This window comes from Citrobacter sp. Cpo032 (assembly GCF_030332975.1).
GTDB classification, from domain to species: Bacteria; Pseudomonadota; Gammaproteobacteria; order Enterobacterales; family Enterobacteriaceae; genus Citrobacter; species Citrobacter portucalensis.
In genome coordinates this window covers 130,425-155,070 of record NZ_JAOWGU010000047.1, presented here as the reverse complement: position 1 = coordinate 155,070, position 24,646 = coordinate 130,425, and the positions used below count along the sequence as shown (strand labels likewise).

The 24,646-nt window shown below is 53.2% G+C and carries 25 protein-coding genes; 9 read left to right on the top strand and 16 right to left on the bottom strand.

Annotated features, from left to right (window positions below):
• The first annotated feature begins 40 nt into the window (after positions 1 to 40).
• Both znuC and znuB read left to right on the top strand, forming a co-directional pair.
• On the top strand, positions 41 to 796 hold the full coding sequence (gene znuC / locus OGY33_RS17250; RefSeq protein ID WP_003833829.1) for a zinc ABC transporter ATP-binding protein ZnuC: 756 nt from the start codon (positions 41 to 43) through the stop codon (positions 794 to 796).
• The gene (gene znuB / locus OGY33_RS17245; RefSeq protein WP_191238396.1) at positions 793 to 1,578 is read left to right on the top strand and encodes a zinc ABC transporter permease subunit ZnuB; all 786 of its coding nucleotides are present in this window, start codon (positions 793 to 795) and stop codon (positions 1,576 to 1,578) included. Before znuC ends, znuB begins: the two co-directional genes overlap by 4 nt.
• A 78-nt stretch (positions 1,579 to 1,656) precedes the next feature.
• Here the strand turns inward: znuB and ruvB are convergent, their stop codons facing one another.
• The 6 genes from ruvB to aspS form a co-directional block, all read right to left on the bottom strand.
• Entirely contained in the window at positions 1,657 to 2,667 is a 1,011-nt protein-coding gene (gene ruvB / locus OGY33_RS17240; RefSeq protein ID WP_003034872.1) for a Holliday junction branch migration DNA helicase RuvB, read from the bottom strand.
• Positions 2,668 to 2,675: 8 nt separating this feature from the next.
• Positions 2,676 to 3,287: a Holliday junction branch migration protein RuvA gene (ruvA, locus tag OGY33_RS17235; protein ID WP_003034869.1), complete on the bottom strand. Its 612-nt coding sequence runs from the start codon at positions 3,285 to 3,287 to the stop codon at positions 2,676 to 2,678.
• Between the two features lie 80 nt (positions 3,288 to 3,367).
• On the bottom strand, positions 3,368 to 3,889 hold the full coding sequence (gene ruvC / locus OGY33_RS17230) for a crossover junction endodeoxyribonuclease RuvC (RefSeq protein WP_003034867.1): 522 nt from the start codon (positions 3,887 to 3,889) through the stop codon (positions 3,368 to 3,370).
• Positions 3,890 to 3,923: 34 nt separating this feature from the next.
• Positions 3,924 to 4,667 (bottom strand): YebC/PmpR family DNA-binding transcriptional regulator, encoded by a 744-nt coding sequence (locus tag OGY33_RS17225; protein ID WP_003833836.1) that lies wholly within the window; start codon positions 4,665 to 4,667, stop codon positions 3,924 to 3,926.
• Positions 4,668 to 4,695: 28 nt separating this feature from the next.
• Positions 4,696 to 5,139, bottom strand: coding sequence for a dihydroneopterin triphosphate diphosphatase (nudB, locus tag OGY33_RS17220; RefSeq protein WP_003034863.1), 444 nt, complete (start codon positions 5,137 to 5,139; stop codon positions 4,696 to 4,698).
• A 1-nt stretch (position 5,140) separates the two neighbouring features.
• Positions 5,141 to 6,913, bottom strand: coding sequence for an aspartate--tRNA ligase (gene aspS / locus OGY33_RS17215; RefSeq protein WP_048216173.1), 1,773 nt, complete (start codon positions 6,911 to 6,913; stop codon positions 5,141 to 5,143).
• A gap of 287 nt (positions 6,914 to 7,200) precedes the next feature.
• Here aspS and OGY33_RS17210 point away from each other — a divergent pair, with 287 nt between their 5' ends.
• From OGY33_RS17210 to cmoB, 5 genes are read left to right on the top strand one after another with little or no spacing between them, the layout of a single operon-like run.
• On the top strand, positions 7,201 to 7,767 hold the full coding sequence (locus OGY33_RS17210) for a hydrolase (RefSeq protein WP_191238395.1): 567 nt from the start codon (positions 7,201 to 7,203) through the stop codon (positions 7,765 to 7,767).
• On the top strand, positions 7,764 to 8,582 hold the full coding sequence (locus tag OGY33_RS17205) for a DUF72 domain-containing protein (RefSeq protein ID WP_048224204.1): 819 nt from the start codon (positions 7,764 to 7,766) through the stop codon (positions 8,580 to 8,582). The genes OGY33_RS17210 and OGY33_RS17205 overlap by 4 nt, the downstream gene beginning before the upstream one ends.
• Before the next feature lie 52 nt (positions 8,583 to 8,634).
• The gene (locus OGY33_RS17200; RefSeq protein WP_003833847.1) at positions 8,635 to 9,030 is read left to right on the top strand and encodes an MAPEG family protein; all 396 of its coding nucleotides are present in this window, start codon (positions 8,635 to 8,637) and stop codon (positions 9,028 to 9,030) included.
• 40 nt (positions 9,031 to 9,070) lie between these two features.
• The gene (gene cmoA / locus OGY33_RS17195; RefSeq protein WP_003034686.1) at positions 9,071 to 9,814 is read left to right on the top strand and encodes a carboxy-S-adenosyl-L-methionine synthase CmoA; all 744 of its coding nucleotides are present in this window, start codon (positions 9,071 to 9,073) and stop codon (positions 9,812 to 9,814) included.
• On the top strand, positions 9,811 to 10,779 hold the full coding sequence (gene cmoB, locus OGY33_RS17190) for a tRNA 5-methoxyuridine(34)/uridine 5-oxyacetic acid(34) synthase CmoB (RefSeq protein ID WP_048216127.1): 969 nt from the start codon (positions 9,811 to 9,813) through the stop codon (positions 10,777 to 10,779). Before cmoA ends, cmoB begins: the two co-directional genes overlap by 4 nt.
• Before the next feature lie 235 nt (positions 10,780 to 11,014).
• Here the strand turns inward: cmoB and cutC are convergent, their stop codons facing one another.
• Positions 11,015 to 11,761 carry a copper homeostasis protein CutC gene (cutC, locus tag OGY33_RS17185; protein ID WP_048216126.1) on the bottom strand — a complete coding sequence of 249 codons (747 nt, stop codon included), beginning with the start codon at positions 11,759 to 11,761 and terminating at the stop codon, positions 11,015 to 11,017.
• A gap of 2 nt (positions 11,762 to 11,763) precedes the next feature.
• Entirely contained in the window at positions 11,764 to 12,330 is a 567-nt protein-coding gene (locus tag OGY33_RS17180) for a VOC family protein (RefSeq protein ID WP_003833855.1), read from the bottom strand.
• 238 nt (positions 12,331 to 12,568) lie between these two features.
• On the opposite strand from OGY33_RS17180, the gene argS reads away from it, so the two are divergent.
• Both argS and mrdA2 read left to right on the top strand, forming a co-directional pair.
• Positions 12,569 to 14,302 carry an arginine--tRNA ligase gene (gene argS / locus OGY33_RS17175; RefSeq protein ID WP_191238394.1) on the top strand — a complete coding sequence of 578 codons (1,734 nt, stop codon included), beginning with the start codon at positions 12,569 to 12,571 and terminating at the stop codon, positions 14,300 to 14,302.
• A gap of 230 nt (positions 14,303 to 14,532) precedes the next feature.
• A complete protein-coding gene (gene mrdA2 / locus OGY33_RS17170) occupies positions 14,533 to 16,470 on the top strand; it encodes a peptidoglycan DD-transpeptidase MrdA2 (RefSeq protein ID WP_048216124.1) in 1,938 nt (645 codons plus the stop codon).
• Here the strand turns inward: mrdA2 and bglB are convergent.
• The 8 genes from bglB to cheR form a co-directional block, all read right to left on the bottom strand.
• Positions 16,442 to 17,581: a beta-galactosidase BglB gene (bglB, locus tag OGY33_RS17165; RefSeq protein WP_008785063.1), complete on the bottom strand. Its 1,140-nt coding sequence runs from the start codon at positions 17,579 to 17,581 to the stop codon at positions 16,442 to 16,444. The two genes, mrdA2 and bglB, sit on opposite strands and share 29 nt — an antisense overlap.
• 308 nt (positions 17,582 to 17,889) lie before the next feature.
• A complete protein-coding gene (flhE, locus tag OGY33_RS17160) occupies positions 17,890 to 18,282 on the bottom strand; it encodes a flagellar protein FlhE (protein ID WP_003833862.1) in 393 nt (130 codons plus the stop codon).
• The gene (flhA, locus tag OGY33_RS17155; protein WP_191238393.1) at positions 18,282 to 20,360 is read right to left on the bottom strand and encodes a flagellar biosynthesis protein FlhA; all 2,079 of its coding nucleotides are present in this window, start codon (positions 20,358 to 20,360) and stop codon (positions 18,282 to 18,284) included. The genes flhE and flhA overlap by 1 nt, the downstream gene beginning before the upstream one ends.
• Positions 20,353 to 21,504 carry a flagellar biosynthesis protein FlhB gene (gene flhB / locus OGY33_RS17150; protein WP_003833866.1) on the bottom strand — a complete coding sequence of 384 codons (1,152 nt, stop codon included), beginning with the start codon at positions 21,502 to 21,504 and terminating at the stop codon, positions 20,353 to 20,355. The genes flhA and flhB overlap by 8 nt, the downstream gene beginning before the upstream one ends.
• 158 nt (positions 21,505 to 21,662) lie before the next feature.
• On the bottom strand, positions 21,663 to 22,307 hold the full coding sequence (cheZ, locus tag OGY33_RS17145) for a protein phosphatase CheZ (RefSeq protein ID WP_003034659.1): 645 nt from the start codon (positions 22,305 to 22,307) through the stop codon (positions 21,663 to 21,665).
• Between the two features lie 10 nt (positions 22,308 to 22,317).
• Complete coding sequence (cheY, locus tag OGY33_RS17140) at positions 22,318 to 22,707, bottom strand: chemotaxis response regulator CheY (RefSeq protein ID WP_003034656.1); 390 nt, start codon at positions 22,705 to 22,707, stop codon at positions 22,318 to 22,320.
• 17 nt (positions 22,708 to 22,724) lie between these two features.
• Positions 22,725 to 23,774 carry a protein-glutamate methylesterase/protein-glutamine glutaminase gene (locus OGY33_RS17135; protein WP_003833872.1) on the bottom strand — a complete coding sequence of 350 codons (1,050 nt, stop codon included), beginning with the start codon at positions 23,772 to 23,774 and terminating at the stop codon, positions 22,725 to 22,727.
• Positions 23,771 to 24,643 (bottom strand): protein-glutamate O-methyltransferase CheR, encoded by an 873-nt coding sequence (gene cheR / locus OGY33_RS17130; protein ID WP_032943796.1) that lies wholly within the window; start codon positions 24,641 to 24,643, stop codon positions 23,771 to 23,773. The genes OGY33_RS17135 and cheR overlap by 4 nt, the downstream gene beginning before the upstream one ends.
• Between the last annotated feature and the right edge of the window lie 3 nt (positions 24,644 to 24,646).

Here is a 24,646-nt window from a genome sequence, read left to right as displayed (position 1 = left end):
TATTATAACATTCTATAACTTCTGCAAGACTAAAATTGATATGACGACTTTGGTTTCACTGGAAAATGTCTCGGTCTCTTATGGTCAACGCCGCGTCCTGTCTGACGTATCGCTTGAACTTCGACCCGGTAAAATTTTAACGCTTCTCGGCCCAAATGGCGCCGGGAAGTCTACGCTGGTGCGCGTTGTATTAGGGCTGGTAGCGGCTGATGAGGGAGTAATCAAGCGTAATGGTCAATTGCGGATTGGCTATGTACCGCAAAAACTGTACCTCGATACTACGCTGCCACTGACGGTAAGTCGGTTTATGCGCTTACGTCCCGGTACCAAAAAAGAGGATATCCTTCCGGCACTGAAGCGCGTTCAAGCCGGGCATCTGATGGATGCACCGATGCAAAAGCTCTCTGGCGGGGAAACACAACGCGTCCTGTTGGCCCGTGCTTTATTGAATAAACCTCAGCTACTGGTGCTCGATGAACCAACCCAGGGCGTGGATGTCAATGGGCAGGTCGCACTGTACGACCTTATCGACCAGTTGCGACGTGAACTGGATTGCGCCGTACTGATGGTTTCCCATGACCTGCATCTGGTGATGGCCAAAACCGATGAGGTACTGTGCCTGAACCATCATATTTGCTGTTCCGGTGCGCCTGAAGTGGTTTCTATGCACCCGGAATTCATCTCAATGTTCGGGCAACGCGGCGCCGAACAACTCGGAATTTACCGTCATAATCACAATCACCGCCACGATTTACAGGGTCGTATCGTCTTACGCCGGGGAAATGGTCACTCATGATTGAATTGTTATTACCCGGCTGGTTAGCTGGGATCATGCTGGCCTGTGCCGCTGGCCCACTCGGCTCGTTCGTCGTCTGGCGTCGAATGTCTTATTTCGGTGATACGCTGGCCCACGCTTCGCTGCTGGGAGTCGCCTTTGGCCTGCTGCTGGATGTAAACCCTTTCTATGCGGTTATCGCCGTCACCCTGTTGCTGGCTGGCGGTCTGGTATGGCTGGAGAAGCGCCCTCACCTTGCGATCGATACCTTGCTGGGTATTATGGCGCACAGCGCGTTGTCATTGGGGCTGGTTGTTGTCAGCCTGATGTCCAACATCCGTGTGGATCTGATGGCTTACCTGTTTGGTGATTTGCTCGCCGTGACGCCAGAAGATCTTATCTCCATCGCCATCGGCGTGGTTATTGTTCTGGCGATTCTGTTCTGGCAGTGGAGTAACCTGCTGTCGATGACCATCAGTCCGGATCTGGCATTTGTCGATGGTGTGAAGCTGCAACGCGTGAAGCTGCTGCTGATGCTGGTTACGGCGTTAACGATTGGCGTGGCGATGAAGTTTGTCGGGGCGCTGATTATCACCTCACTGCTTATCATCCCTGCGGCGACCGCCCGTCGCTTTGCCCGTACGCCGGAGCAGATGGCAGGGGTTGCCGTTGGAGTGGGAATGATAGCGGTTACAGGCGGGCTGACCTTCTCGGCCTTCTATGACACCCCGGCAGGTCCTTCCGTGGTGCTGTGCGCCGCGCTGCTGTTTATTTTCAGCATGATGAAAAAGCAAGCGAGCTAAGCATGCGTTGCCCGGTGGCGCTGCGCTTACCGGGCCCATAAAATCGCCCAGGCCTGATGAGCGTCGCGACATCAGGCATTAAGGCATCTGTGGCGGTGTAATGCCAAAATGGTTCCAGGCGCGCACGGTTGCCATACGTCCACGCGGCGTACGTTGTAGAAAACCTTGCTGAATCAGATACGGCTCCAGCACGTCCTCAATGGTTTCACGCTCTTCCCCAATCGCCGCTGCCAGGTTATCCAGTCCTACCGGTCCGCCAAAGAATTTATCGATAACCGCCAGCAGCAGCTTACGGTCCATATAATCGAATCCTTCCGCATCCACATTGAGCATATCCAGCGCCTGGGCGGCAATATCTGCTGAAATTGTGCCGTCATGCTTCACTTCGGCGAAATCGCGTACCCGGCGTAATAAGCGGTTGGCGATACGCGGTGTACCGCGGGCGCGGCGTGCCACTTCCAGCGCACCTTCATCGCTCATTTCCAGACCCATAAAACGCGCACTGCGCCCAACAATGTGCTGCAGGTCTGCCACCTGATAGAACTCCAGGCGCTGCACAATACCAAAACGGTCACGCAGCGGAGAGGTTAACGACCCGGCGCGCGTCGTCGCCCCGATTAGCGTGAACGGCGGCAGATCGATCTTAATCGAACGGGCAGCCGGTCCTTCACCAATCATGATATCCAGCTGATAATCTTCCATCGCCGGATACAACACCTCTTCCACCACCGGTGACAGACGATGTATTTCATCGATAAACAGCACATCGTGGGGTTCAAGGTTGGTAAGCATTGCCGCCAGGTCACCCGCTTTTTCCAGTACCGGACCGGACGTGGTACGCAGATTAACGCCCATTTCATTGGCGACAATATTGGCAAGCGTAGTTTTACCAAGACCAGGAGGACCGAAAATCAGCAGGTGATCGAGAGCGTCACCGCGCAGCTTCGCCGCCTGGATAAAAATCTCCATTTGCGAACGAACCTGAGGCTGGCCAATATACTCTTCCAGCAATTTTGGGCGAATCGCACGATCCACCAGATCTTCAGGGGTAGTGCTGACAGCCGAAATCAGGCGATCTGCTTCAATCATCCGTTACCTCACAATGCCGCGCGAAGCGCTTCACGAATCAGGGTTTCACTGCTGGCATCAGGGCGGGCAATTTTGCTCACCATGCGGCTGGCTTCCTGTGGTTTATAGCCCAACGCCACCAGCGCAGCAACCGCTTCCTGCTCGGCGTCGTCCGTTGTCGGGCTTGCCGGAGACGTCAGGACCAGATCCGCCGCTGGTGTAAAGAGATCACCATGCAAACCTTTAAAGCGGTCTTTCATTTCTACAATCAGGCGTTCTGCGGTTTTCTTACCAATACCCGGTAATTTCACCAGCGCGCCCAGCTCTTCGCGCTCTACGGCATTAACGAACTGCTGAGCAGACATACCGGAGAGGATCGCCAGCGCCAACTTCGGCCCCACGCCATTGGTTTTGATTAACTCTTTAAACAGCGTGCGCTCTTGCTTGTTGTTAAAGCCATACAATAGCTGAGCATCTTCTCGCACCACAAAATGGGTGAAAATAATCGCTTCTTGCCCGGCTTCCGGCAACTCGTAGAAACAGGTCATCGGCATATGCACTTCATAGCCTACCCCGCCCGTTTCCAGAAGGACCAGCGGGGGTTGTTTTTCAATAATGATGCCTCTGAGTCTGCCTATCACGTGACGCTCCTGCGTTAAGGGCTAAAAGGTAATGCGCTATCATAAAAAAAGGCTGGATAGATATCCAGCCTCATTTGTCACTAACGTAATCGACCTCGCGCCAAATTCAGCCTCGACTCGCTCATTTGCATGGCGTTCTGACTGACATGGCAGTGGGTAATGGCAATCGCCAGTGCATCCGCGGCATCTGCTTGCGGATTCGCCGGGAGTTTTAGCAGCGTGCGTACCATATGCTGGACCTGGCTTTTTTCCGCGCTACCGATCCCCACCACGGTCTGTTTTACCTGGCGGGCCGCGTATTCAAAGACCGGTAGATCCTGATTGGTCGCCGCAACGATTGCCACGCCGCGAGCCTGTCCCAGCTTTAGCGCCGAGTCGGCGTTCTTCGCCATAAAAACCTGCTCAATGGCAAAATAGTCCGGCTGAAACTGGGTGATGATTTCCGTCACGCCCGCGTAAATCAATTTCAGACGTGACGGGAGATCGTCGACTTTGGTGCGAATGCAGCCGCTGCCGAGATAGGTCAACTGCCTGCCGACCTGACGAATAACGCCATAACCGGTGATGCGAGACCCCGGGTCAATGCCGAGAATAATAGACATCACGCATCTCCTGTTATTTTATGGCTTAACCACATCATTCTAAGGTGGCAGCAACCTCATCGGAGATTTCACCGTTGTGGTAAACTTCCTGCACGTCGTCGCAGTCTTCCAGCATATCGATCAGACGCATCAGCTTCGGCGCTGTTTCTGCATCCATATCCGCTTTGGTGGATGGGATCATAGACACTTCAGCTGCGTCCGCTTTCAGACCAGCCGCTTCCAGCGCGTCACGCACTTTGCCCATCTCTTCCCACGCGGTGTAAACGTCAATTGCGCCGTCGTCGAAGGTCACAACGTCTTCAGCACCTGCTTCCAGCGCCGCTTCCATGATGGCGTCTTCGTCGCCCTGTTCAAAGGAGATCACGCCTTTTTTGCTGAACAGATAAGCCACGGAACCGTCGGTACCGAGGTTACCACCCGTTTTCGTGAATGCGTGACGCACTTCCGCAACGGTACGGTTACGGTTGTCAGACAGACATTCAATCATAACGGCTGTACCGCCAGGACCGTAACCTTCATAGATGATGGTTTCCATGTTGGAATCTTCATCACCACCCACACCGCGCGCGATTGCACGGTTCAGGGTGTCACGGGTCATGTTGTTAGCCAGCGCTTTATCAACCGCTGCACGCAGACGCGGGTTAGCATCCGGATCGCCGCCGCCCAGTTTAGCCGCCGTCACCAGCTCACGAATTATTTTGGTGAAAATTTTACCGCGTTTAGCATCCTGCGCTGCTTTACGGTGTCTGGTGTTGGCCCATTTACTATGACCTGCCATAAATAATATCTCCAAAAAGCGCGCCTTTTCAGGCGACGTTAATTACAAACTCTTCAATCGCCTGCCGGTTACTCCACGACTTGGTTAATTGGGCGGCTTCAACCGCATTAACCCAACGATAGGTCAGATGTTCGGTGAACACGATCTCTCGTTCTGAGGGAAGTGCCAGGCAAAACCAGGATTCAGTATTACGTTCAATTCCCGGTGCATAGCGATGACGTAAATGGCTAAAAATCTCAAACTCCACCGTGCGCTGACAGTCAATTAAGGTCAGTTGCTCAGATGCAACATCAATGGCGACCTCTTCCTTTACTTCGCGCATAGCGGCTTGCGACGCGGTTTCACCTTCTTCAAGGCTGCCGGTGACCGACTGCCAGAAATCAGGATCGTCGCGTCGCTGTAACATCAGCACTCTCCCGGTGTCCTTTGCATAAATCACGACTAACACCGAGACAGGCTGTTTATATGTCATATCAGTTATTCTCGGCCTTCTTAACAACCTGAATGCTCAGTTCCGCCAGCGCAGCTTCGTTGGCAAAGCTTGGCGCTTCAGTCATCAGACACGCTGCAGCCGTGGTTTTCGGGAAAGCAATAACGTCACGAATGTTGTCAGTACCGGTCAACAGCATAGTCAGACGGTCCAGACCAAACGCCAGGCCCGCATGCGGCGGTGTACCATATTTTAGTGCATCCAGCAGGAAGCCGAATTTCTCACGCTGTTCTTGCTCATTAATGCCAAGAATACCGAATACGGTTTGCTGCATGTCGCCGTTGTGAATACGCACGGAACCGCCGCCTACTTCGTAGCCGTTGATGACCATATCGTACGCGTTGGCAACCGCGTCTTCCGGCGCAGCTTTCAGCTCAGCGGCCGTCATATCTTTCGGCGCGGTGAACGGGTGGTGCATTGCGGTCAGTCCGCCTTCACCATCGTCTTCGAACATTGGGAAGTCGATAACCCACAGCGGTGCCCATTTGGCTTCGTCGGTAATGCTCAGATCTTTACCCAGTTTCAGACGCAGCGCGCCCATCGCGTCGGCAACTACTTTCTTGTTGTCGGCACCGAAGAAAATCATGTCGCCGTCTTGTGCACCGGTACGTGCCAGAATCGCTTCCACAATTTCTGCGTTCAGGAACTTAGCAACTGGGCTGGTAATACCTTCCAGACCTTTCGCACGTTCGGTGACTTTGATGTAAGCCAGGCCTTTCGCGCCGTAAATCTTGATAAAGTTACCGTAATCGTCGATCTGCTTACGGCTCAGTGCAGCACCGCCCGGTACACGCAGAGCAGCTACGCGGCCTTTCGCATCGTTTGCCGGGCCAGAGAACACTGCGAACTCAACGTCTTTCACCAGATCGGCAACGTCAACCAGCTCCATCGGGTTACGCAGGTCTGGTTTATCGGAACCGTAACGACGCTCAGCTTCGGCAAAGGTCATGATCGGGAAATCACCCAGATCCACACCTTTCACTTCCAGCCACAGGTTACGCACCAGCGCTTCCATCACTTCACGCACCTGCGGTGCGGTCATGAAGGAAGTCTCAACGTCGATCTGGGTAAATTCAGGCTGACGGTCAGCACGTAAGTCTTCATCACGGAAGCATTTTACGATCTGATAGTAGCGGTCAAAGCCAGACATCATCAGCAGCTGTTTAAACAACTGAGGTGATTGCGGCAGCGCGTAGAATTTACCTTTATGTACGCGAGAAGGTACCAGGTAATCGCGCGCGCCTTCCGGCGTCGCTTTGGTCAGCATCGGTGTTTCGATGTCGAGGAAGCCGTGGTCGTCCATAAAACGACGCACCAGACTGGTGATTTTGGCACGCGTTTTCAGGCGCTGCGCCATTTCAGGGCGACGCAGATCTAAATAGCGATACTTCAGTCGCGCTTCTTCGGTGTTGACGTGGTTAGAGTCCAACGGCAGCGAGTCTGAACGGTTGATGATGGTCAGATCGGAGGCCAGTACTTCAATTTCGCCCGTCGCCATATCGGCGTTGACGTTTTTCGCGTCACGCGCACGCACGGTGCCCGTAACCTGGATACAGAACTCATTACGCAGTTCGGAGGCCAGCTTTAACGCGTCCGCACGGTCCGGATCGAAAAATACCTGCACGATACCTTCGCGGTCGCGCATATCGATAAAGATCAGGCTACCAAGATCACGACGACGGTTGACCCAACCACACAGAGTCACCTGCTGCCCCTCGTGGGACAGACGTAGCTGTCCGCAATATTCTGTACGCATGAGATATCCCTTAACTTTGCCGCAGGCGGATTGTCACCTGCCTCGCAGATGACGAAGTCGCAGCTTTAGCTGAATGTCACAACTTAATGAAAAAAGGCGGCTATTATACTGGAAATTCTGCCGCACGATAAGAGCCTACTGGGATAGACTCTCAGTCCGGTACTGACTGTACGCCTGTTTCCTGGACGGGCATTGCGTAATCTCACAAAAAATAACAAAAATTGTCGCCCCTTTCACACTGATTCGCGATTAAGGTGTAACGGAATTCTTTTATTACTGGAGTGACCATGCTGGAATTGAACGCTAAAACAACCGCCCTTGTCGTAATTGATTTACAGGAAGGGATCCTGCCTTTCGCTGGCGGCCCTCATACGGCACATGATGTGGTTACCCGCGCCGCGCAATTGGCGGAAAAATTCCGTGCCCACGGTTCCCCGGTGGTAATGGTGCGAGTCGGCTGGTCTGACGATTACGCCGAAGCGCTGAAACAACCCGTAGATGCTCAGACTCCGGCAAAAGCGTTACCTGAAAATTGGTGGCATTACCCGGCTGCTTTGGGGAAATGCGCCAGCGATATCGAAGTGACTAAACGCCAGTGGGGAGCCTTCTATGGTACCGATCTGGAATTGCAGCTGCGTCGCCGGGGTATTGATACCATCGTCCTGTGCGGGATCTCGACGAACATTGGTGTTGAGTCGACGGCGCGAAATGCGTGGGAGCTGGGTTTCAGTCTTATCATTGCAGAGGATGCCTGTAGCGCCGCCAGTACTGAGCAACACCAGGGCAGCATGACCCACATTTTCCCGCGCATTGCGCGCGTTCGCAGCGTGGAGGAGATTCTGCAAGCGCTATGATTTATATCGGATTACCTCAGTGGTCGCATCCAAAATGGGTGCGTCTGGGGATCACCAGCCTTGAAGAGTATGCCCGCCATTTTAACTGCGTGGAGGGCAATACCACGCTGTATGCGCTGCCTAAAGCTGATATTGTTGCCCGCTGGCAGGCACAGACCACCGATGCGTTTCGATTTTGTTTTAAGTTTCCGGCGACCATTTCGCATCAGGCTGCGCTGCGTAATTGTGATGACCTCGTACAGGAATTTTTTACGCGCATGTCGCCGCTGGAATCGCGCATTGGACAATACTGGCTGCAATTACCTGCGACTTTTGGCCCACGCGATCTGCCTGCCCTGTGGCAGTTTCTCGATGTGCTCCCGAATTCCTTTACCTACGGTGTGGAAGTTCGCCATCCAGACTTCTTTGCCAAAGGCGAAGCCGAGCAGCTATTTAATCGCGGTTTACACGAGCGCGGAGTAAACCGGGTGATTCTGGACAGCCGCCCGGTGCATGCCGCAATCCCGCATACTGAAGCAATACGTGACGCCCAGCGCAAGAAACCTAAGGTTCCGGTGCATGCGGTAGTGACGGCAAACCATCCGATGGTACGCTTTATCGGTAGCGATAATATGGCACAAAACAGCGAGCTTTTTGCCGTCTGGCTGACCAAGCTATCGCTATGGCAACGCACCACGACGCCGTATCTGTTTTTGCATACGCCGGACATCGCGCAGGCCCCGGAGCTTGTTGATACGCTATGGGCAGATTTACGCAGCGCCCTGCCAGAGATCGGATCAGCACCCTCTATTCCACAGCAATCTTCTCTTTTCTGAAATTGCCACCTATCATAGTCAGTGCCAGCAGCCATTTTAAAAGGGAGTTTGTATGGTAAGCGCGCTTTATGCCGTATTGGGTGCGTTATTGTTAATAAAGTTCTCCTTTGACGTCGTTCGCCTGCGCATGCAATATCGCGTTGCCTATGGCGATGGAGGTTTTAGTGAACTGCAAAGCGCTATCCGCATTCACGGTAATGCGGTGGAATATATTCCCGTCGCGTTAGTGCTGCTGTTATTTATGGAAATGAACGGCGCAGAGACGTGGATGGTGCATATTTGCGGGCTGATGTTGATTGCCGGACGACTGATGCATTATTACGGATTCCACCACCGGCTCTTCCGCTGGCGCCGTTCAGGCATGAGCGCAACCTGGTGTTCGCTGTTGCTAATGGTGCTGGCGAATCTTTGGTATATGCCCTGGGAGTTGGTTTTCTCCCTGCATTAGCGCACAATACGCCACTTTATTTTTCCCGAATTTTTACGTTATGTCTCACCGCGACACGCTTTTTTCTGCGCCTATCGCCAGTCTGGGTGACTGGACCTTTGATGAACGGGTAGCTGAAGTCTTCCCGGATATGATCCAGCGTTCCGTTCCTGGCTATTCCAATATCATTTCTATGATTGGCATGCTGGCCGAACGTTTCGTACAACCCAACACGCAGGTCTACGATCTGGGCTGTTCTCTGGGCGCGGCGACACTCTCAGTGCGTCGCAATATTCATCACGAGAATTGCAAAATTATTGCCGTCGATAACTCCCCGGCGATGGTTGAGCGCTGCCGTCGTCATATTGACGCCTATAAGGCACCGACCCCGGTTGAGGTAGTCGAAGGCGATATTCGCAACATTACTATCGAAAACGCCTCGATGGTGGTGCTGAATTTTACCCTGCAATTCCTTGAGCCACCTGAGCGCCAGGCATTGTTGGATAAGATTTATCAAGGGTTGAATCCCGGCGGCGCGCTGGTGCTGTCTGAAAAATTCAGTTTCGAAGACGCTAACGTTGGCGAACTGCTGTTCAACATGCACCACGACTTCAAACGGGCCAATGGCTACAGCGAACTGGAAATTAGTCAGAAACGCAGCATGCTGGAAAACGTGATGCTGACCGACTCGGTAGAAACGCACAAAGCGCGACTGCATCAGGCCGGCTTTGAGCACAGCGAATTGTGGTTCCAGTGCTTCAACTTTGGCTCTCTGGTGGCGTTGAAAGCTGAGGTTAGCGCATGATCGATTTTGGTAACTTTTATCAGTTGATTGCCAAAAATCATCTGTCCCATTGGCTGGAAACGCTTCCGGCGCAAATCGCTGCCTGGCAGCGCGATCAGCACGGTCTTTTTAAGCAATGGTCAAACGCCGTCGAGTTTCTGCCCGAGCTGACGCCGCATCGTCTGGACTTACTACACAGCGTTACCGCAGAAAGTAAAGAACCGCTCAGCGAAGGCCAGCTTAAACGCATCGACACCCTGATGCGTAACCTGATGCCATGGCGTAAAGGACCGTACTCGCTGTACGGCGTCAACATCGATACCGAATGGCGTTCCGACTGGAAGTGGGATCGCGTTCTGCCGCACTTGTCTGATCTCACCGGCCGTACCATTCTTGATGTCGGCTGTGGCAGTGGCTATCACATGTGGCGCATGATTGGCGCTGGAGCGCATCTGGCGGTTGGGATCGATCCTACGCAACTGTTTCTGTGCCAGTTTGAGGCGGTACGTAAACTGCTGGGCAATGACCAGCGTGCTCACCTGCTGCCGCTGGGTATTGAGCAACTTCCAGCGCTAAACGCCTTTGACACTGTGTTCTCCATGGGCGTGCTTTATCACCGCCGATCGCCGCTGGAACATCTGTGGCAATTAAAGGATCAGTTGGTTAAAGATGGCGAACTGGTGCTGGAAACGCTGGTCGTCGAAGGTGATGAAAATACCGTACTGGTGCCGGGCGATCGTTACGCGCAGATGCGTAACGTCTACTTTATTCCATCTGCGTTGGCGCTAAAAAACTGGCTGGAAAAATGCGGTTTTGTTGATGTGCGCATCGCCGATGTCTGCGTCACCACCACCGAAGAGCAGCGCCGCACCGAGTGGATGGTAACCGAGTCGCTGGCCGACTTCCTCGACCCTATCGACCACAGCAAAACGGTGGAAGGCTACCCCGCCCCATTACGTGCGGTATTGATTGCGCGTAAGCCGTAATAGATTGCCGAATGACCGTTACGTATAGCGCCGTTTCTCCAAAATAGTTCAAGTTGCAGCAAGGCGGCAACGCAGCAAATCCCCGGGAGCGTAGATAACTACGTGACCGGGGTGCGCGAGGCGGCCAACGCTGCTGCGGCTTGAAATATGAAGGAGAAAAAAAGGCCCCTGTTGAAATTGCAGGGGCCTGGTACGAGCAAGCATCATATTGGGCGACATGATGCAACGGTAAAAATCAGCTGGCCTGATGGTGTGCAATGATTGCTTTCATTTCAGCAACCGCCGTCCCGTCTACCGCATAGCGCGAATACTCATCCGCCTGCGTATCCGAAGACATCGACAACCCCGAATTGCGATAACGCATTGGTGAAGCCAGCCATACTCCGGCAGAACTGTGGACTTCCTGCACTCCAGCATCAAGGAACAGGGACAAATTCGAGGCGCGAACCCCCGCTCCGGCCATAATGATTGGAGCACCGGGCTGCGCAATAAGTTCCATTATTTTTGTTAAACCTTGCGCCGCATCTGATTTTTGCCCTGAAGTGAGTACTCTGGCAATGCCCAAATCAGCTAATTTTTTAAGCGCATTGAGTGGGTTAGCACACATATCAAAGGCCCGATGAAAAGTGACTTGCAGCGAACCGGCGGCAATCATTATTTTCTCCATGCGCGGCATATCGACATTGCCATCCACATCTAAAATGCCGGTAACCAGCCCTGAGAATCCCAGTTCCCTGACCATCGCAATATCATCCAGCATTGCAGCAAATTCACCTTCGGTGTAGCAAAAGTCGCCTCCACGTGGGCGAATAATGGGATTGACGGGAATCGAAATGTGCTGGCGAACGGAACGCAAGACGCCCAGTGACGGCGTTAAGCCCCCTTCTTTGGGTGCCGAGCATAGTTCAATACGATCCGCGCCGTTTTGCTGCGCCGTGCGCGCGCACTCCATGCTGTAACAGCAGATTTCCAGTATAGCCATGCTCACTCCTGACGTTCGCTTGCCACAATGGTTTCAATCGACCACGGATGGAATTTTATCGTCACGCTACCATCGCTAACCGCCAGCGTCGGATTCGGTAAACGCTCACGCTCTCCTTTTGGCGAGCTGGTTTTCACAAAAATGCCCGGTTGACTCAGACCGTGATCGGAAAGCAGCGCCAGCGCTCGCGCATTCAGCGTTTCCGCCTCTCCCGGCAGAACAATTTCAATATGTTCCCAGCCTTCATGAGGGTAACGTTTTTCGCCCGGCCACGGCAGTTCGACGATGGAAAATTGCCAATGTTGCACACAAACCGGCTCATGCAGTTTAAAAAGACAAATAGGTCTGCCGTTAATGATGTTTTCTGACAACAATTCACCGCACTGTTCAAACCCACGACGCCAGCGTTCTGCGGTGGTATTTTGATGGCAACGCAAGGAAATGTGATCGGCTTCCAGGCCTGTGATATCCAGCCCAAGACGGGTAGAAAGTTCCGTTAATGCCTGCGTGAAATGCGGTAAATCTGCAGAAATATCCTGTAGTTCTGCAACGGTTTGCCAGTTCGCCATATTAAAAGCTCATATCCATGTTCAAAGTCGCTAATTTACTCTGTTGCGCTGCGCCATCCAACCGCTGTTTTCTCCGAACACATCATGAATAAATTTACGCCATTGCATTGTTTATATTTCAGGCTACTGACGGTACACACAATGCTGACGGCAACGGGCATTTGCAGTATACTCCCGCCCTTAATTCTTAAACTGGTGCGGTGAATTTTAGGCCGCTTCATAAATGTAAGGTATTCCGGTGAATATTCAGGCTCTTCTCTCAGAAAAAGTCAGTCAGGCCATGATTGCTGCAGGCGCACCTGCAGATTGCGAACCGCAGGTTCGTCAGTCAGCAAAAGTACAGTTCGGCGACTATCAAGCTAACGGCATGATGGCTGTCGCTAAAAAACTGGGTATGGCGCCGCGACAACTGGCTGAGCAGGTGCTGACTCATCTGGATCTCAACGGGATTGCCAGCAAAGTTGAAATTGCAGGCCCGGGCTTTATCAATATTTTTCTCGATCCAGCATTTCTGGCGCTGCACGTTCAGCAGGCGCTGGCTTCCGATCGTCTGGGCGTAACTCAACCGGCTAAACAAACCGTCGTGGTTGACTACTCCGCGCCTAACGTAGCGAAAGAGATGCACGTTGGTCACCTGCGTTCCACCATCATCGGTGACGCGGCGGTGCGTACGCTGGAGTTCCTCGGTCACAACGTTATTCGCGCTAACCACGTCGGCGACTGGGGTACTCAGTTCGGTATGCTCATCGCATGGCTGGAAAAACAGCAGCAGGAAAATGCCGGAGAGATGGCGCTGGCTGACCTGGAAGGTTTCTACCGTGATGCGAAAAAACATTACGACGAAGATGAAGCCTTCGCGGAACGCGCCCGTAGTTATGTCGTGAAACTGCAAGGCGGTGACGAATACTTCCGTGAGATGTGGCGCAAACTGGTCGACATTACCATGTCGCAGAACCAGTTAACCTACGATCGCCTCAACGTTACCCTGACCCGTGACGACGTCATGGGCGAAAGCCTGTACAACCCGATGCTACCTGGCATCGTCGCCGATCTGAAGGCGAAAGGCCTGGCTGTTGAAAGCGAAGGCGCTACCGTCGTATTCCTTGATGAGTATAAGAACAAGGAAGGTGAACCGATGGGCGTTATCATTCAGAAGAAAGATGGCGGCTATCTCTACACTACAACCGACATCGCCTGCGCCAAGTATCGTTACGAAACCCTGCATGCCGATCGCGTACTTTATTACATCGACTCTCGCCAGCATCAGCACTTAATGCAGGCTTGGACCATCGTACGTAAAGCCGGTTATGTGCCGGATTCAGTGCCGCTGGAACACCACATGTTCGGTATGATGCTGGGCAAAGACGGTAAACCGTTCAAAACCCGCGCGGGCGGCACGGTTAAACTGGCCGATCTGCTGGATGAAGCGCTGGAGCGCGCACGTCGTCTGGTCGCGGAGAAGAACCCGGACATGCCTGCCGACGAACTGGAAAAACTGGCAAATGCGGTCGGTATCGGCGCAGTGAAATACGCGGATCTGTCCAAAAACCGTACCACCGACTACATCTTCGACTGGGACAACATGCTGGCGTTCGAAGGTAACACCGCGCCATATATGCAGTACGCTTATACCCGCGTACTGTCCGTGTTCCGTAAAGCAGATATCGACGAAAGCGAGCTGGCAAATGCGCAGGTCGTTATCAGCGAAGATCGCGAGGCTCAACTGGCGGCGCGTCTGTTGCAGTTTGAAGAAACGTTAACCGTCGTTGCGCGTGAAGGTACGCCACACGTGATGTGTGCTTATCTGTACGACGTTGCTGGTCTGTTCTCAGGCTTCTACGAGCACTGCCCTATTCTCAGCGCTGAAAACGAAGAGATTCGTAACAGCCGACTGAAGCTGGCACAACTGACGGCGAAAACCCTGAAGCTGGGTCTGGATACACTGGGTATCGAAACCGTAGAACGTATGTAATCACCTCAAGTAATATGAAAGCCCGCGCTATGTCGCGGGTTTTTTTATTTCCCCGAATGACCGCCCTCGTAGGCAGCACACTCAGGCCGACGAGAAACGGCTACGTTCACTGTAATTTGTAACAACCCACAAGGAATGACACATTTCCCTAGAGATATGGAACATCTTTTGCCTGTCATCCCGTCTAAGCCTCCGTATCATTAGGCGGCGAATTAATCGGGTACGGGTCAATGACATTCAGAGATTTTGAGGCGGAAGAAAAACTCTTCCAGCGGCGTGTATTGGTGGCCTTTGGCCTGGTAGTCATCTGTTTTGGCATCCTGATTTACAATCTGTATAACTTACAAATCTGCCAGCACCAGTATTACACCACCCGGTCGAATGCAAACGACATCAAAATGCTGCCCGTCGCCCCAACGCGTGGCATGATTTACGATCGCAACGGCATCCCGCTGGTGCGCAACGTTACCTGGTACGATATTTCCGTTACGCCGTATAAAATCAGCGATATGAATGCGTTACTCCAGCAGCTCACGCCGATCGTTGACCTCACACCTGATGACATAGACCAGTTTCGCCATGAGCTGAAAGCCAGCAGCCGCTATCGTCCTGTGGTGCTAAAAAATGCGCTAACCGATGTCGAAATCGCCCGTTTCTCAGTAAACCAGTTTCATTTTAGCGGCGTCAACATCAATAGTTACGAAGACCGCCAGTATCCCTATGGTGCGGCGCTGGCGCATGTCCTGGGTTATGTTTCAAAAATCAATGACAACGACCTGAAAGCACTGGATCAAAAGGGTCTGGCGGAGAACTACGCCGCCGATCACAACATCGGTAAGCAAGGTATTGAGCGCTATTACGAAAACGAACTGCATGGAAAAACCGGTTATCAGGAGGTGGAAGTAGATAACCACGGACGCATCGTACGCCTGATCAAAGATGTGCCGCCCGTTGCCGGAAAAGATATCCATCTGACGCTGGATTTACATTTACAGCAATACATTGAGAGTTTGTTGGCTGGCCAGCGTGCCGCCGTTTTGGTTGAAGATCCACACGACGGTTCCGTCCTGGCGATGGTCTCAAACCCCAGCTATGACCCCAATCCGTTTGTCAAAGGCATCAGCTATCAGGACTATAACAAGCTACTCCAGGATAAAGACCTGCCATTAATCAATCGCGTCACGCAAGGATTGTACCCTCCCGCTTCAACGGTCAAACCGTATATGGCGATGTCGGCATTACTGAACGGTGTGATCACGCCGCAGACCAGTTTCTTCGGCGCCCCTACCTGGACGCTACCCGGCACCGAGCGACATTACCGTGACTGGAAAAAAACGGGCCACGGTATGCTGGATGTCACCAAAGCGATAGAAGAGTCTGCCGATACATTCTTCTATCAGGTGGCGTATATGATGGGGATCGACCGGATTAACAGCATGCTCAGCCAGTTTGGTTATGGTAAACCGACCGGCATCGATCTTGATGAGGAGTATAACGGCCTGCTCCCGAGCCGCGAATGGAAGCAAAAAGTGCACAAAAAAGCCTGGTATCAGGGGGACACTATTTCAGTTGGCATCGGTCAGGGCTACTGGATTGCCACACCTATTCAGATGGTAAAAGCCATGGTCGCACTGATTAACAACGGCAAGGTTATCGTCCCTCACCTGCTGCTCGATGAAGAGAGCGGCAAAACCATCACGCCGTATCAGGCTCCAGAAGCACCATCACAAATCGCCTCGGCCTCATCGCCCTACTGGGGACTGGTGCGTCAGGCGATGTTCGGCATGGCGAATGAACCAAATGGTACAGGTTATAAGTTCTTTCACACCGCGCCATACGGCATTGCGGCAAAAAGCGGCACCTCGCAGGTCTTTAGCCTGAAAGAAAATCAGACCTACAATGCGAAGATGATCCCTGTCCGCTTGCGCGACCACGTGTTCTATACCGCATTTGCACCCTATAAGAACCCGAAGGTCGCGGTGGCGTTAATTCTGGAAAACGGCGGCAGCGATGGTGTCACCGCCGCGCCGGTTATGCGTCAGATCATGGATCATCTGTTTGCCCCGCAGGACAACACGGTACAAACAGTGACGACTGAACAATCAGGTCCGATAGCGGTATCACCATCGAATACCGATATCAAAAATACTTTCGCAAGTATTCGGTAAGGCACAGCATCGCCATCGCCTGTCCGTAAGGCATGGAGGTCCGAGGGATGTTGCGGTAGAAATCGAGATTGTGTCCCATCCCGGTACCAAACGAGGTGTGCAGCAGTTCACCTTCCGGTGAAATATGCTGCACAATGCCGCGAATGGCTTTTTCGGCTACCGGCGCATACTCTTGCCCAACGTAGCGTTTACGTACTGCTTTGAGGATCCCATAGGCAAATCCGGCAGTTGCCGATGCTTCCAGATACGACTGCGGGTCGTCCAGCAAGGTATGCCACAACCCACTTTCATCCTGGCATTTCGCCAGCGCCGCGATTTGCGCGTTCAGGACCTGTACCAGATAGCGGTGAACAGCATTGTTTTCCGGTAAATCAAGTAATTCGAGGAAGTCCGGGATCACGATAGTTAACCAACTGTTGCCACGCGCCCAGCGGGCATTAGCAAAGTTATGATTTCCTTCATAGCTCCAGCCGTGGAACCACAGCCCCGTTTCTTTATCCATCAGGTTTTGCACGTGCAGCAGGAACTGATACGTTGCCTCTTCGATGTAGTCCGGGCGATTGAGTAGCTTGCCAATCTTCGCCAGCGGTAAAACCGTCATCATCAGCGTGTCATCCCACATCTGTTGATGGTTTTCTTCCGCCAGCGTGATGTGTTGCATACCACCAAATTCGGTACGCGGCATCTCATGCATTGCCCACTCAGCCCAGCTGTCGAGCCACGGCAGATACGCTGGATTACGCGTCTCTTCATAGCGATACGCCAACGTTAAAAATGGCGCCATGGTGTTCACGTTTTTAGTGGTTGCACCTTCAGCAAAGCGATCGGCAAACCAGCTATCGATGATATCGCGCATCGTTTCATCGCCGGTTTGCAGATAGTACTGATACATCCCGTACAGGCCGACGCCGTGTGTCCACTCCCATCCCGCCCAGCCTTTAGTATCAATTACGCGTCCATCGTCCAGACGCAGTAAGAACTCACCGGTTTCGTCATGAATATTGACCAGGTTATGCGTCACCTTTTTGATCAGCGTTTTTAATTCATCCCTGGCAATAAAATGTTCTGGCTGGCGCAATAACGGGCTATGTTTAACCGGGTAAACAATCATTTACTAAACCTCTGTCAATGTCGGATTCAATGCTGTGACCTGCCCCTGTTACGGCGCAGCAGCTTTATTTGGGAGGCCCCGCAATCCTCGCTTTGACAATGGGCATCCTTATAGGGTCACAGTAAAAGCTAACAGAAAGTGAAACCTTTCTATTTCTGCCAGAAGGATTCGTGAAATGGCAACAATACAAAGAGTCCGGCAACGTACGTCACTTATTTTATAAAACGACGTTTCTATTTAATTGAATTAGAGGCTGGAATGTTGAAACAACCAGCAGTTTCAACTGCTGGTCTGAATGACGGAGGGGGTTAACGGTAGTTCACAATCACCTGATTGCTCTGAATGCGTAACGCGGGGATCAGGCGACCACCGCCGGGGACCTCCCAGACAAAATGCATCGGTTCAATGGCCGGAACGTTATTGAACCCGTTGGTGGTCCCACTTTGCCCGTCCAGCTCGACACAACGGGACTGAGAACATAAACGCACCCGCAAACCTGCGGGCGTGGGGCCATTCAGCTCATAGCGCCAGGCCACCAGCGTCATCAAGCCTGAGACCGGCTGGCTGGGAACCAAAGGATCAGACGAGGCTGACTGGCCACGGTGATTTAAGGTGATCCCCATGCCACTTGCCTGCCAGGCCCCTTCTCCAGCGGCCTGCGCCACCAGAGGAAAAAACAACAACCACAGTAACTTACGCATTATTTACCTCCAATGGTCGCCGTCATGCGGATATGGCGGTTATCGGAAAGCTCCATATTCGATAACACCACCAACTGCGGGATGCTGCGGCGTAAAAACCGCGCCAGTAACGGACGTAACGCGTGATTAACCAGCAAGACCGGCGGCGCGCCCAACATTTCCTGCCGGGACAGCGCTTCCTGAGTCTGGGCCAGCAGTCGGTCTGCAAGCCCAGGCTCCAGGCCGCCGCCCCCCTGCAGCGCTTGCAGCAGCAAACGCTCGAGCGGAGTATCAAGACCGATAACCTGAACCTCTTCATTACCCGGGAACCACTGCTGAGTGATGGCGCGTCCTAACGCAACACGGACGACCGCGGTAAGCTCATGCGGATCGTTTTGCAGCGGCGCATGTTCCGCCAGCGTTTCAAGAATGGTGCGCATATCGCGAATCGGTACTTTCTCGTCCAGCAAGTTCTGCAGCACTTTATGCAGCGTGGTGAGCGTCACAACGCCCGGCACCAGATCTTCCGTCAGCTTTGGCATCTCCTGCGACACTCGATCCAGTAACTGCTGCGCTTCCTGACGGCCAAACAGCTCAGCGGCGAACTGCCCAATCAGCTGGTTTAGATGCGTAGCGACAACAGTACTGGCTTCAACCACCGTAAAGCCCTGAATCTGCGCCTGTTCCTTCAATGCGCTTTCAATCCAGATAGCGTCCAGTCCGAACGCCGGATCGACCGTTTTCTCACCCGGCAGCGACCCGGCGGCAGTACCCGGGTTAATGGCAAGCCAGCGTCCCGGATAGGCGTCACCGCTGCCAATTTCTACCCCTTTCATCAAAATTCGATAGCGGGCTGGCTGCAGATCCATATTGTCTCGAATGTGTACCACCGGCGGCAGGAAGCCCATATCCTGGGCAAATTTCTTACGAATACTGCGAATTCGCCCCAGCAACTCGCCATCCTGTTGAAAGTCCACCATTGGGATCAGGCGGTAACCTACCTCCATGCCCAGCGAATCTTCCAACTGCACGTCGTTCCATGTGGCTTCCACCACGGAGTTGTTTTCCGGCATTTTCACCGGCTGCGGTTCATCCGGCGCTTTTTGCTCACGACCGCGCATCCACCATGCCAGAGCCAACAATGCGGCAGTAAACATCAGAAACACCAGGTTCGGCATGCCCGGAACCAGACCCAAAAGTCCAAGTACCGCCGCACTGAGCAACATGACGCTGGGGTTGCTGAACAGTTGGGTCACCATCTGTTCGCCTACGTCCTGGTCGGTACTCACGCGGGTCACGATAACACCCGCCGCGGTAGAGATAACCAGCGCAGGAATTTGTGCCACCAGCCCGTCACCGATGGTCAGCAGGGTATAACTTTCCGCAGCGCTGCCCATGCTCATACCATGCTGCAACACCCCAACTAACAGACCGCCGACCACGTTGATTACCATGATCAAAATACCAGCGATGGCATCTCCACGGACGAATTTACTCGCACCGTCCATTGAGCCGTAAAAATCCGCTTCCTGGGTCACTTCCGAGCGTCGTTTTTTAGCTTCATCTTCGCCAATCAGACCGGCATTCAAATCTGCATCAATCGCCATCTGCTTGCCGGGCATACCATCCAGCACGAAGCGCGCGCCAACCTCGGCGATACGCCCTGCACCTTTGGTGATTACCATAAAGTTAATGATGACGAGAATCACGAAGACCACGATGCCGATCGCGAAGTTACCGCCCACCAGGAAGTGGCCGAAGGCTTCAACCACCTTCCCCGCCGCCGCCGCGCCAGTGTGTCCTTCCATCAAAATGATACGGGTAGACGCGACGTTCAGGGCCAGACGTAATAATGTGGTAAACAGCAAAATCGTCGGGAATGCGGCAAATTCCAGTGTACGCTGGGTGAACATCGCCACCAGCAGCACCATGATCGACAGCGCAATGTTAAATGTGAACAGCAAATCGAGGACGAAAGCCGGCAGCGGCAGCACCATCATCGACAAAATCAGCAGGATGAGGATCGGTCCGGCAAGGATTTGCCATTGCGTGGATTTCAGGTTGCTGGGCAGACGCAGCATCGCGACCAGATTAGCCATCAGTATTCTTCTCGTTCATGAAATCCAGTGCTTCTGGCACCGGAAGGTTTTCAGGTTGTGGTGGACGTTTGCCGCCAGCCAGACGCCAGCGTTTTAGCTGCCATACCCATGCCAGTACTTCGGCAACGGCGGCGTATAATTGCCCCGGTATTTGCTGACCAATCTCAGCATGGCGATAGAGCGCACGCGCCAGTGGCGGCGCTTCTAATGTCGGGACACGGTGCTCTGCGCCAATTTCACGAATGCGCAGCGCAACCAGCCCGGCCCCTTTCGCAACAACTTTCGGCGCGCTCATTTTGTTCTCGTCATACTTCAACGCCACTGAGTAGTGCGTAGGGTTAGTGACAATAACGTCTGCTTTCGGCACATCCGCCATCATGCGACGCTGAGCGGCCGCGCGCTGCATTTGCCGAATTTTGCCTTTAACGTGCGGGTCACCTTCGCTTTGCTTAAATTCATCGCGGATATCCTGACGCGACATACGCAGTTTTTTCACATGGCTATAGATCTGGAAAAAGACGTCGAACCCCACCATCGGAATAACGCCAAGCACCACCAGTAGTGCACACATACCGACTAAATCCAGGGCATTGCCCATCGCCGTAATCGGTGACTCCGCCATCAGACGCATCATCGCCGGCCAGTTATGCCAGAGATAAAATCCGGCCACGCTTCCCACCAACGTGGACTTCAGTATTGCTTTGAGCAGTTCTGCGCCGGTTTGCGCGGAAAACATGCGCTTAATGCCCGGCAGCGGATTCAGCTTAGAGAATTTGGGTTGCAGGGATTTACCGCTGAAAATCAAGCCGCCAAGCATCACCGGGGAAATTAAAGCCACCAGAACGACGCCGGTAATCAACGGCAACAGCGCAATCATCGCGTCTTTAATCAGCAGGATGATTTGGCTGAGGATCAGATTCGGGTCGTTGACCATACTGTGGTCAAAACGTAATCCGGCCGACAGCATGCCAGCCAGCCTACGGGCAAGCGACTCCCCACCAATCCAGATAATGCACACACCCACCAGCAAAATAAGCAGTGAGGTTAGCTCTTTGGATCGGGGGATCTGCCCTTCTTCCCGCGCTTTTTCAAGTCGGTGGGGTGTGGGGGCTTCTGTTTTGTCGTCGTCGCTTTCTTCTGCCACGCATCAGACCCTGGATAGAGATATAGGCGAGAATGATGCCAGAACAGCTATCCAGCAATGGGAAGAGTAAGCGGTAAAAAAGACGGGATTTATGGCTTTAAGCAGAATTGCGCGTAAGCCGGATGAGAGGCCCACGCCTCACATCCGGCAAATACTCATCAGAACCCGAGGCTATCCAGCAGGTCGTCAACCTGATCCTGACTTGCCACTACACCGGCTTTCGAGGCGTCAACCTGCGGGCCGTTAAGCAAGCTTTCGTTTTCACGTTTTGGACGAGCGCCCTGTTCCGGAATGTTTTCCAACAGAACCATCAGCAGCTGACGTTCAATTTCCTGGATAACATCCATCATGCGCTTGATGACCTGTCCGGTGAGATCCTGGAAATCCTGCGCCATCATGATGTCCAGCAGTTGGGCATTGGTAAAGCTGGTATGTCCAGGTACATCACCAAGGAACTGACGGGTATCGGTGACCAGTTCACGTGCGTCGGAGAGTTCGATCGGATTTTCGAACCATTCATCCCAGCGTTTAGTCAGGTCTTTGGCCCCTTTTTCCATCGCGTCCTGATGCGGCTGCGAAGCTTCTACGCTGTTTAGCGCACGCTCCGCCGCCTGCGCGGTCATCTGTACAACATAATCGAGACGATCGCGGGCATCAGGAATCGCTTCTGCCGCTTCGGCAATGGCCTGATCCAGCCCCAGTTCACGCAGGCTGTCGCGCAGCATTCGGGTCAAACTGCCGATGCGCGCGATGATGTCCCCTGCAGAGTGTTCGTCAGCAGGTTTAATTTGTGGTTGCATCATCATCACACCCTCACATGCCCAGTTTCTCAAAGATTTTATTCAGTTTTTCTTCCAGCGTCGCCGCCGTGAACGGTTTCACGACATAGCCACTGGCACCTGCCTGTGCTGCCGCAATGATGTTCTCTTTTTTCGCTTCTGCCGTGACCATCAGCACCGGCAGAGAAGCCATCCCGCCATCGGCACGGATGGTTTTCAGCAGTTCCAGTCCATCCATGTTCGGCATGTTCCAGTCAGAAATAACAAAACCGAATCCCCCAGCCTGCAGCTTGTTCAGCGCATCCACGCCGTCTTCAGCCTCTTCAACATTGTTGAATCCCAGCTCTTTAAGCAGGTTACGCACGATGCGACGCATGGTGGAAAAGTCATCCACAACCAAAAACTTAAGCTCTTTATCCGCCATAAAAATAAACTCCTGATTCAAATACGTATTGCCTGTCCGGCACTAATTTTCACCAGCATTTGCTGGCTCACCTGGCTAAGATCGACCACTTCGCTTACGCCACCCATATTGATGGCCTCGCGCGGCATGCCGAACACCACACAACTTGCTTCGTTTTGCGCAATGGTCCAGGCTCCCGCCTGATTCATCGCTAACATTCCGGCTGCGCCATCGTTGCCCATACCGGTCAGGATCACCCCGACGGCATTGCGCCCCGCATGTTTCGCCACCGAATGGAACAGCACATCCACTGAGGGCCGATGCCGATTAACCGGCGGACCGTCATGAATTTTGATTTGATAGTTCGCGCCACTGCGCGCCAGTTCCATATGCTTGTCGCCCGGCGCGATATACGCATGCCCCGGGAGTACGCGCTCTCCGTCTTCTGCCTCTTTCACAGTTATCTGGCACAGTTTGTTCAGACGTTCGGCGAACGAACGGGTAAACCCTGGCGGCATATGCTGGGTAATAAGAATACCGGGACTTGAAAGCGGCAATGGCTGGAGTACATGGCGAATTGCCTCTGTTCCTCCGGTTGACGCCCCAATCACCAGCAGCTTTTCCGAACTGAGTAACGGCCCTGCTTTCAAGGTCGTCGGTGCCGCCATGGGCTTATGGGCCGCCAGTTTTGCGCGCGATGCGGTGCGGATCTTTTCAGCAATCATCTCGCTATACGCCAGCATCCCTTCGCGGATCCCCAGTTGCGGTTTGGTGACAAAATCAATCGCACCCAGCTCCAGCGCCCGCAGCGTGACCTCTGAACCTTTGCCGGTCAGTGAAGAAACCATCACCACAGGCATTGGACGCAGGCGCATCAACTTCTCCAGGAAGTCGAGGCCGTCCATGCGCGGCATTTCCACGTCCAGCGTCAGGACGTCGGGATTGTATTTTTTGATTAAATCCCGGGCGACCAACGGATCCGGCGCCGTCGCCACCATTTCCATATCACTGTGGCTGTTAATAATTTCGGTCATGATTTGACGCATCAATGCAGAATCATCTACCGACAACACCCTGATTTTACTCATGCTTTATCCTTACCTGGCGCATGCGCATACACGGTCTGTCCACGCAGGCTAAACTCGCGCACAAGGTTGCTAAAGTTTTCTGAATGACCTGCAAACAGCAGCCCGTCAGGTTTAAGAAGTGGAACAAAACGGTGCAAAATGTCCTGTTGTGTCGTTTTATCGAAATAGATCATCACGTTACGACAAAATATGGCATCAAAAGGGCCAGGCACGTTGTACTGCTTATCCAGTAAGTTCACGCTGGAAAATTCAACATGACCTGCCAGTTCCTGCCTTACGCGTACCAGTCCTTCATGCGGCCCGGTGCCGCGCATGAAATAACGCTGCAACTGCTGGGGTGACAGCGTCTTTAGCTCATCAAGGCGGTAAATGCCGTTTCTGGCCTTTTCCAGCACTTCGGTATCAATGTCGCTGGCAAAAACGCGCCAGCGGCCCGGTGCCATACCTAAGGTATCGGCAAGCGTAATCGCAATGCTGTAGGGTTCTTCTCCGGTTGACGCCGCCGCGCTCCAGACGCGGTATTCACCGCTGCGCCGACGAGCGTGATCTGACAGCACCGGAAAATGATGCCCTTCGCGAAAAAACGCGGTCAGGTTGGTAGTCAGGGAGTTAATAAAAGCCTGCCACTCAGCACTGTTCTGGTTAGCTTCCAGCATGCTGAGATAGCGACCAAAGTCATCCAGCCCCAGGGTACGCAGTCGACGAACCAGGCGGTTATAAACCATGTCCCGCTTATGGTCGGCCAGTACGATCCCCGCACGCTGGTAGATTAATTGACATATCCGACGAAAATGCGCGTCAGACAGCGCGAGGCGCTGTGTCATCTGTAACAATAATGACGTTTGCCCGGAGGGCAGAGATGATGTCATAGC

Bases quoted from the DNA above. Each gene is read 5' to 3' on its own strand.
- znuC (WP_003833829.1), top strand. From the start codon at position 41: ATGACGACTTTGGTTTCACTGGAAAATGTCTCGGTCTCTTATGGTCAA.
- znuB (WP_191238396.1), top strand. From the start codon at position 793: ATGATTGAATTGTTATTACCCGGCTGGTTAGCTGGGATCATGCTGGCC.
- ruvB (WP_003034872.1), bottom strand. From the start codon at position 2,667: ATGATTGAAGCAGATCGCCTGATTTCGGCTGTCAGCACTACCCCTGAA.
- ruvC (WP_003034867.1), bottom strand. From the start codon at position 3,889: ATGTCTATTATTCTCGGCATTGACCCGGGGTCTCGCATCACCGGTTAT.
- OGY33_RS17225 (WP_003833836.1), bottom strand. From the start codon at position 4,667: ATGGCAGGTCATAGTAAATGGGCCAACACCAGACACCGTAAAGCAGCG.
- nudB (WP_003034863.1), bottom strand. From the start codon at position 5,139: ATGACATATAAACAGCCTGTCTCGGTGTTAGTCGTGATTTATGCAAAG.
- aspS (WP_048216173.1), bottom strand. From the start codon at position 6,913: ATGCGTACAGAATATTGCGGACAGCTACGTCTGTCCCACGAGGGGCAG.
- OGY33_RS17210 (WP_191238395.1), top strand. From the start codon at position 7,201: ATGCTGGAATTGAACGCTAAAACAACCGCCCTTGTCGTAATTGATTTA.
- OGY33_RS17205 (WP_048224204.1), top strand. From the start codon at position 7,764: ATGATTTATATCGGATTACCTCAGTGGTCGCATCCAAAATGGGTGCGT.
- OGY33_RS17200 (WP_003833847.1), top strand. From the start codon at position 8,635: ATGGTAAGCGCGCTTTATGCCGTATTGGGTGCGTTATTGTTAATAAAG.
- cmoA (WP_003034686.1), top strand. From the start codon at position 9,071: ATGTCTCACCGCGACACGCTTTTTTCTGCGCCTATCGCCAGTCTGGGT.
- cmoB (WP_048216127.1), top strand. From the start codon at position 9,811: ATGATCGATTTTGGTAACTTTTATCAGTTGATTGCCAAAAATCATCTG.
- cutC (WP_048216126.1), bottom strand. From the start codon at position 11,761: ATGGCTATACTGGAAATCTGCTGTTACAGCATGGAGTGCGCGCGCACG.
- OGY33_RS17180 (WP_003833855.1), bottom strand. From the start codon at position 12,330: ATGGCGAACTGGCAAACCGTTGCAGAACTACAGGATATTTCTGCAGAT.
- mrdA2 (WP_048216124.1), top strand. From the start codon at position 14,533: ATGACATTCAGAGATTTTGAGGCGGAAGAAAAACTCTTCCAGCGGCGT.
- bglB (WP_008785063.1), bottom strand. From the start codon at position 17,581: ATGATTGTTTACCCGGTTAAACATAGCCCGTTATTGCGCCAGCCAGAA.
- flhE (WP_003833862.1), bottom strand. From the start codon at position 18,282: ATGCGTAAGTTACTGTGGTTGTTGTTTTTTCCTCTGGTGGCGCAGGCC.
- flhA (WP_191238393.1), bottom strand. From the start codon at position 20,360: ATGGCTAATCTGGTCGCGATGCTGCGTCTGCCCAGCAACCTGAAATCC.
- cheZ (WP_003034659.1), bottom strand. From the start codon at position 22,307: ATGATGCAACCACAAATTAAACCTGCTGACGAACACTCTGCAGGGGAC.
- cheY (WP_003034656.1), bottom strand. From the start codon at position 22,707: ATGGCGGATAAAGAGCTTAAGTTTTTGGTTGTGGATGACTTTTCCACC.
- OGY33_RS17135 (WP_003833872.1), bottom strand. From the start codon at position 23,774: ATGAGTAAAATCAGGGTGTTGTCGGTAGATGATTCTGCATTGATGCGT.
- cheR (WP_032943796.1), bottom strand. From the start codon at position 24,643: ATGACATCATCTCTGCCCTCCGGGCAAACGTCATTATTGTTACAGATG.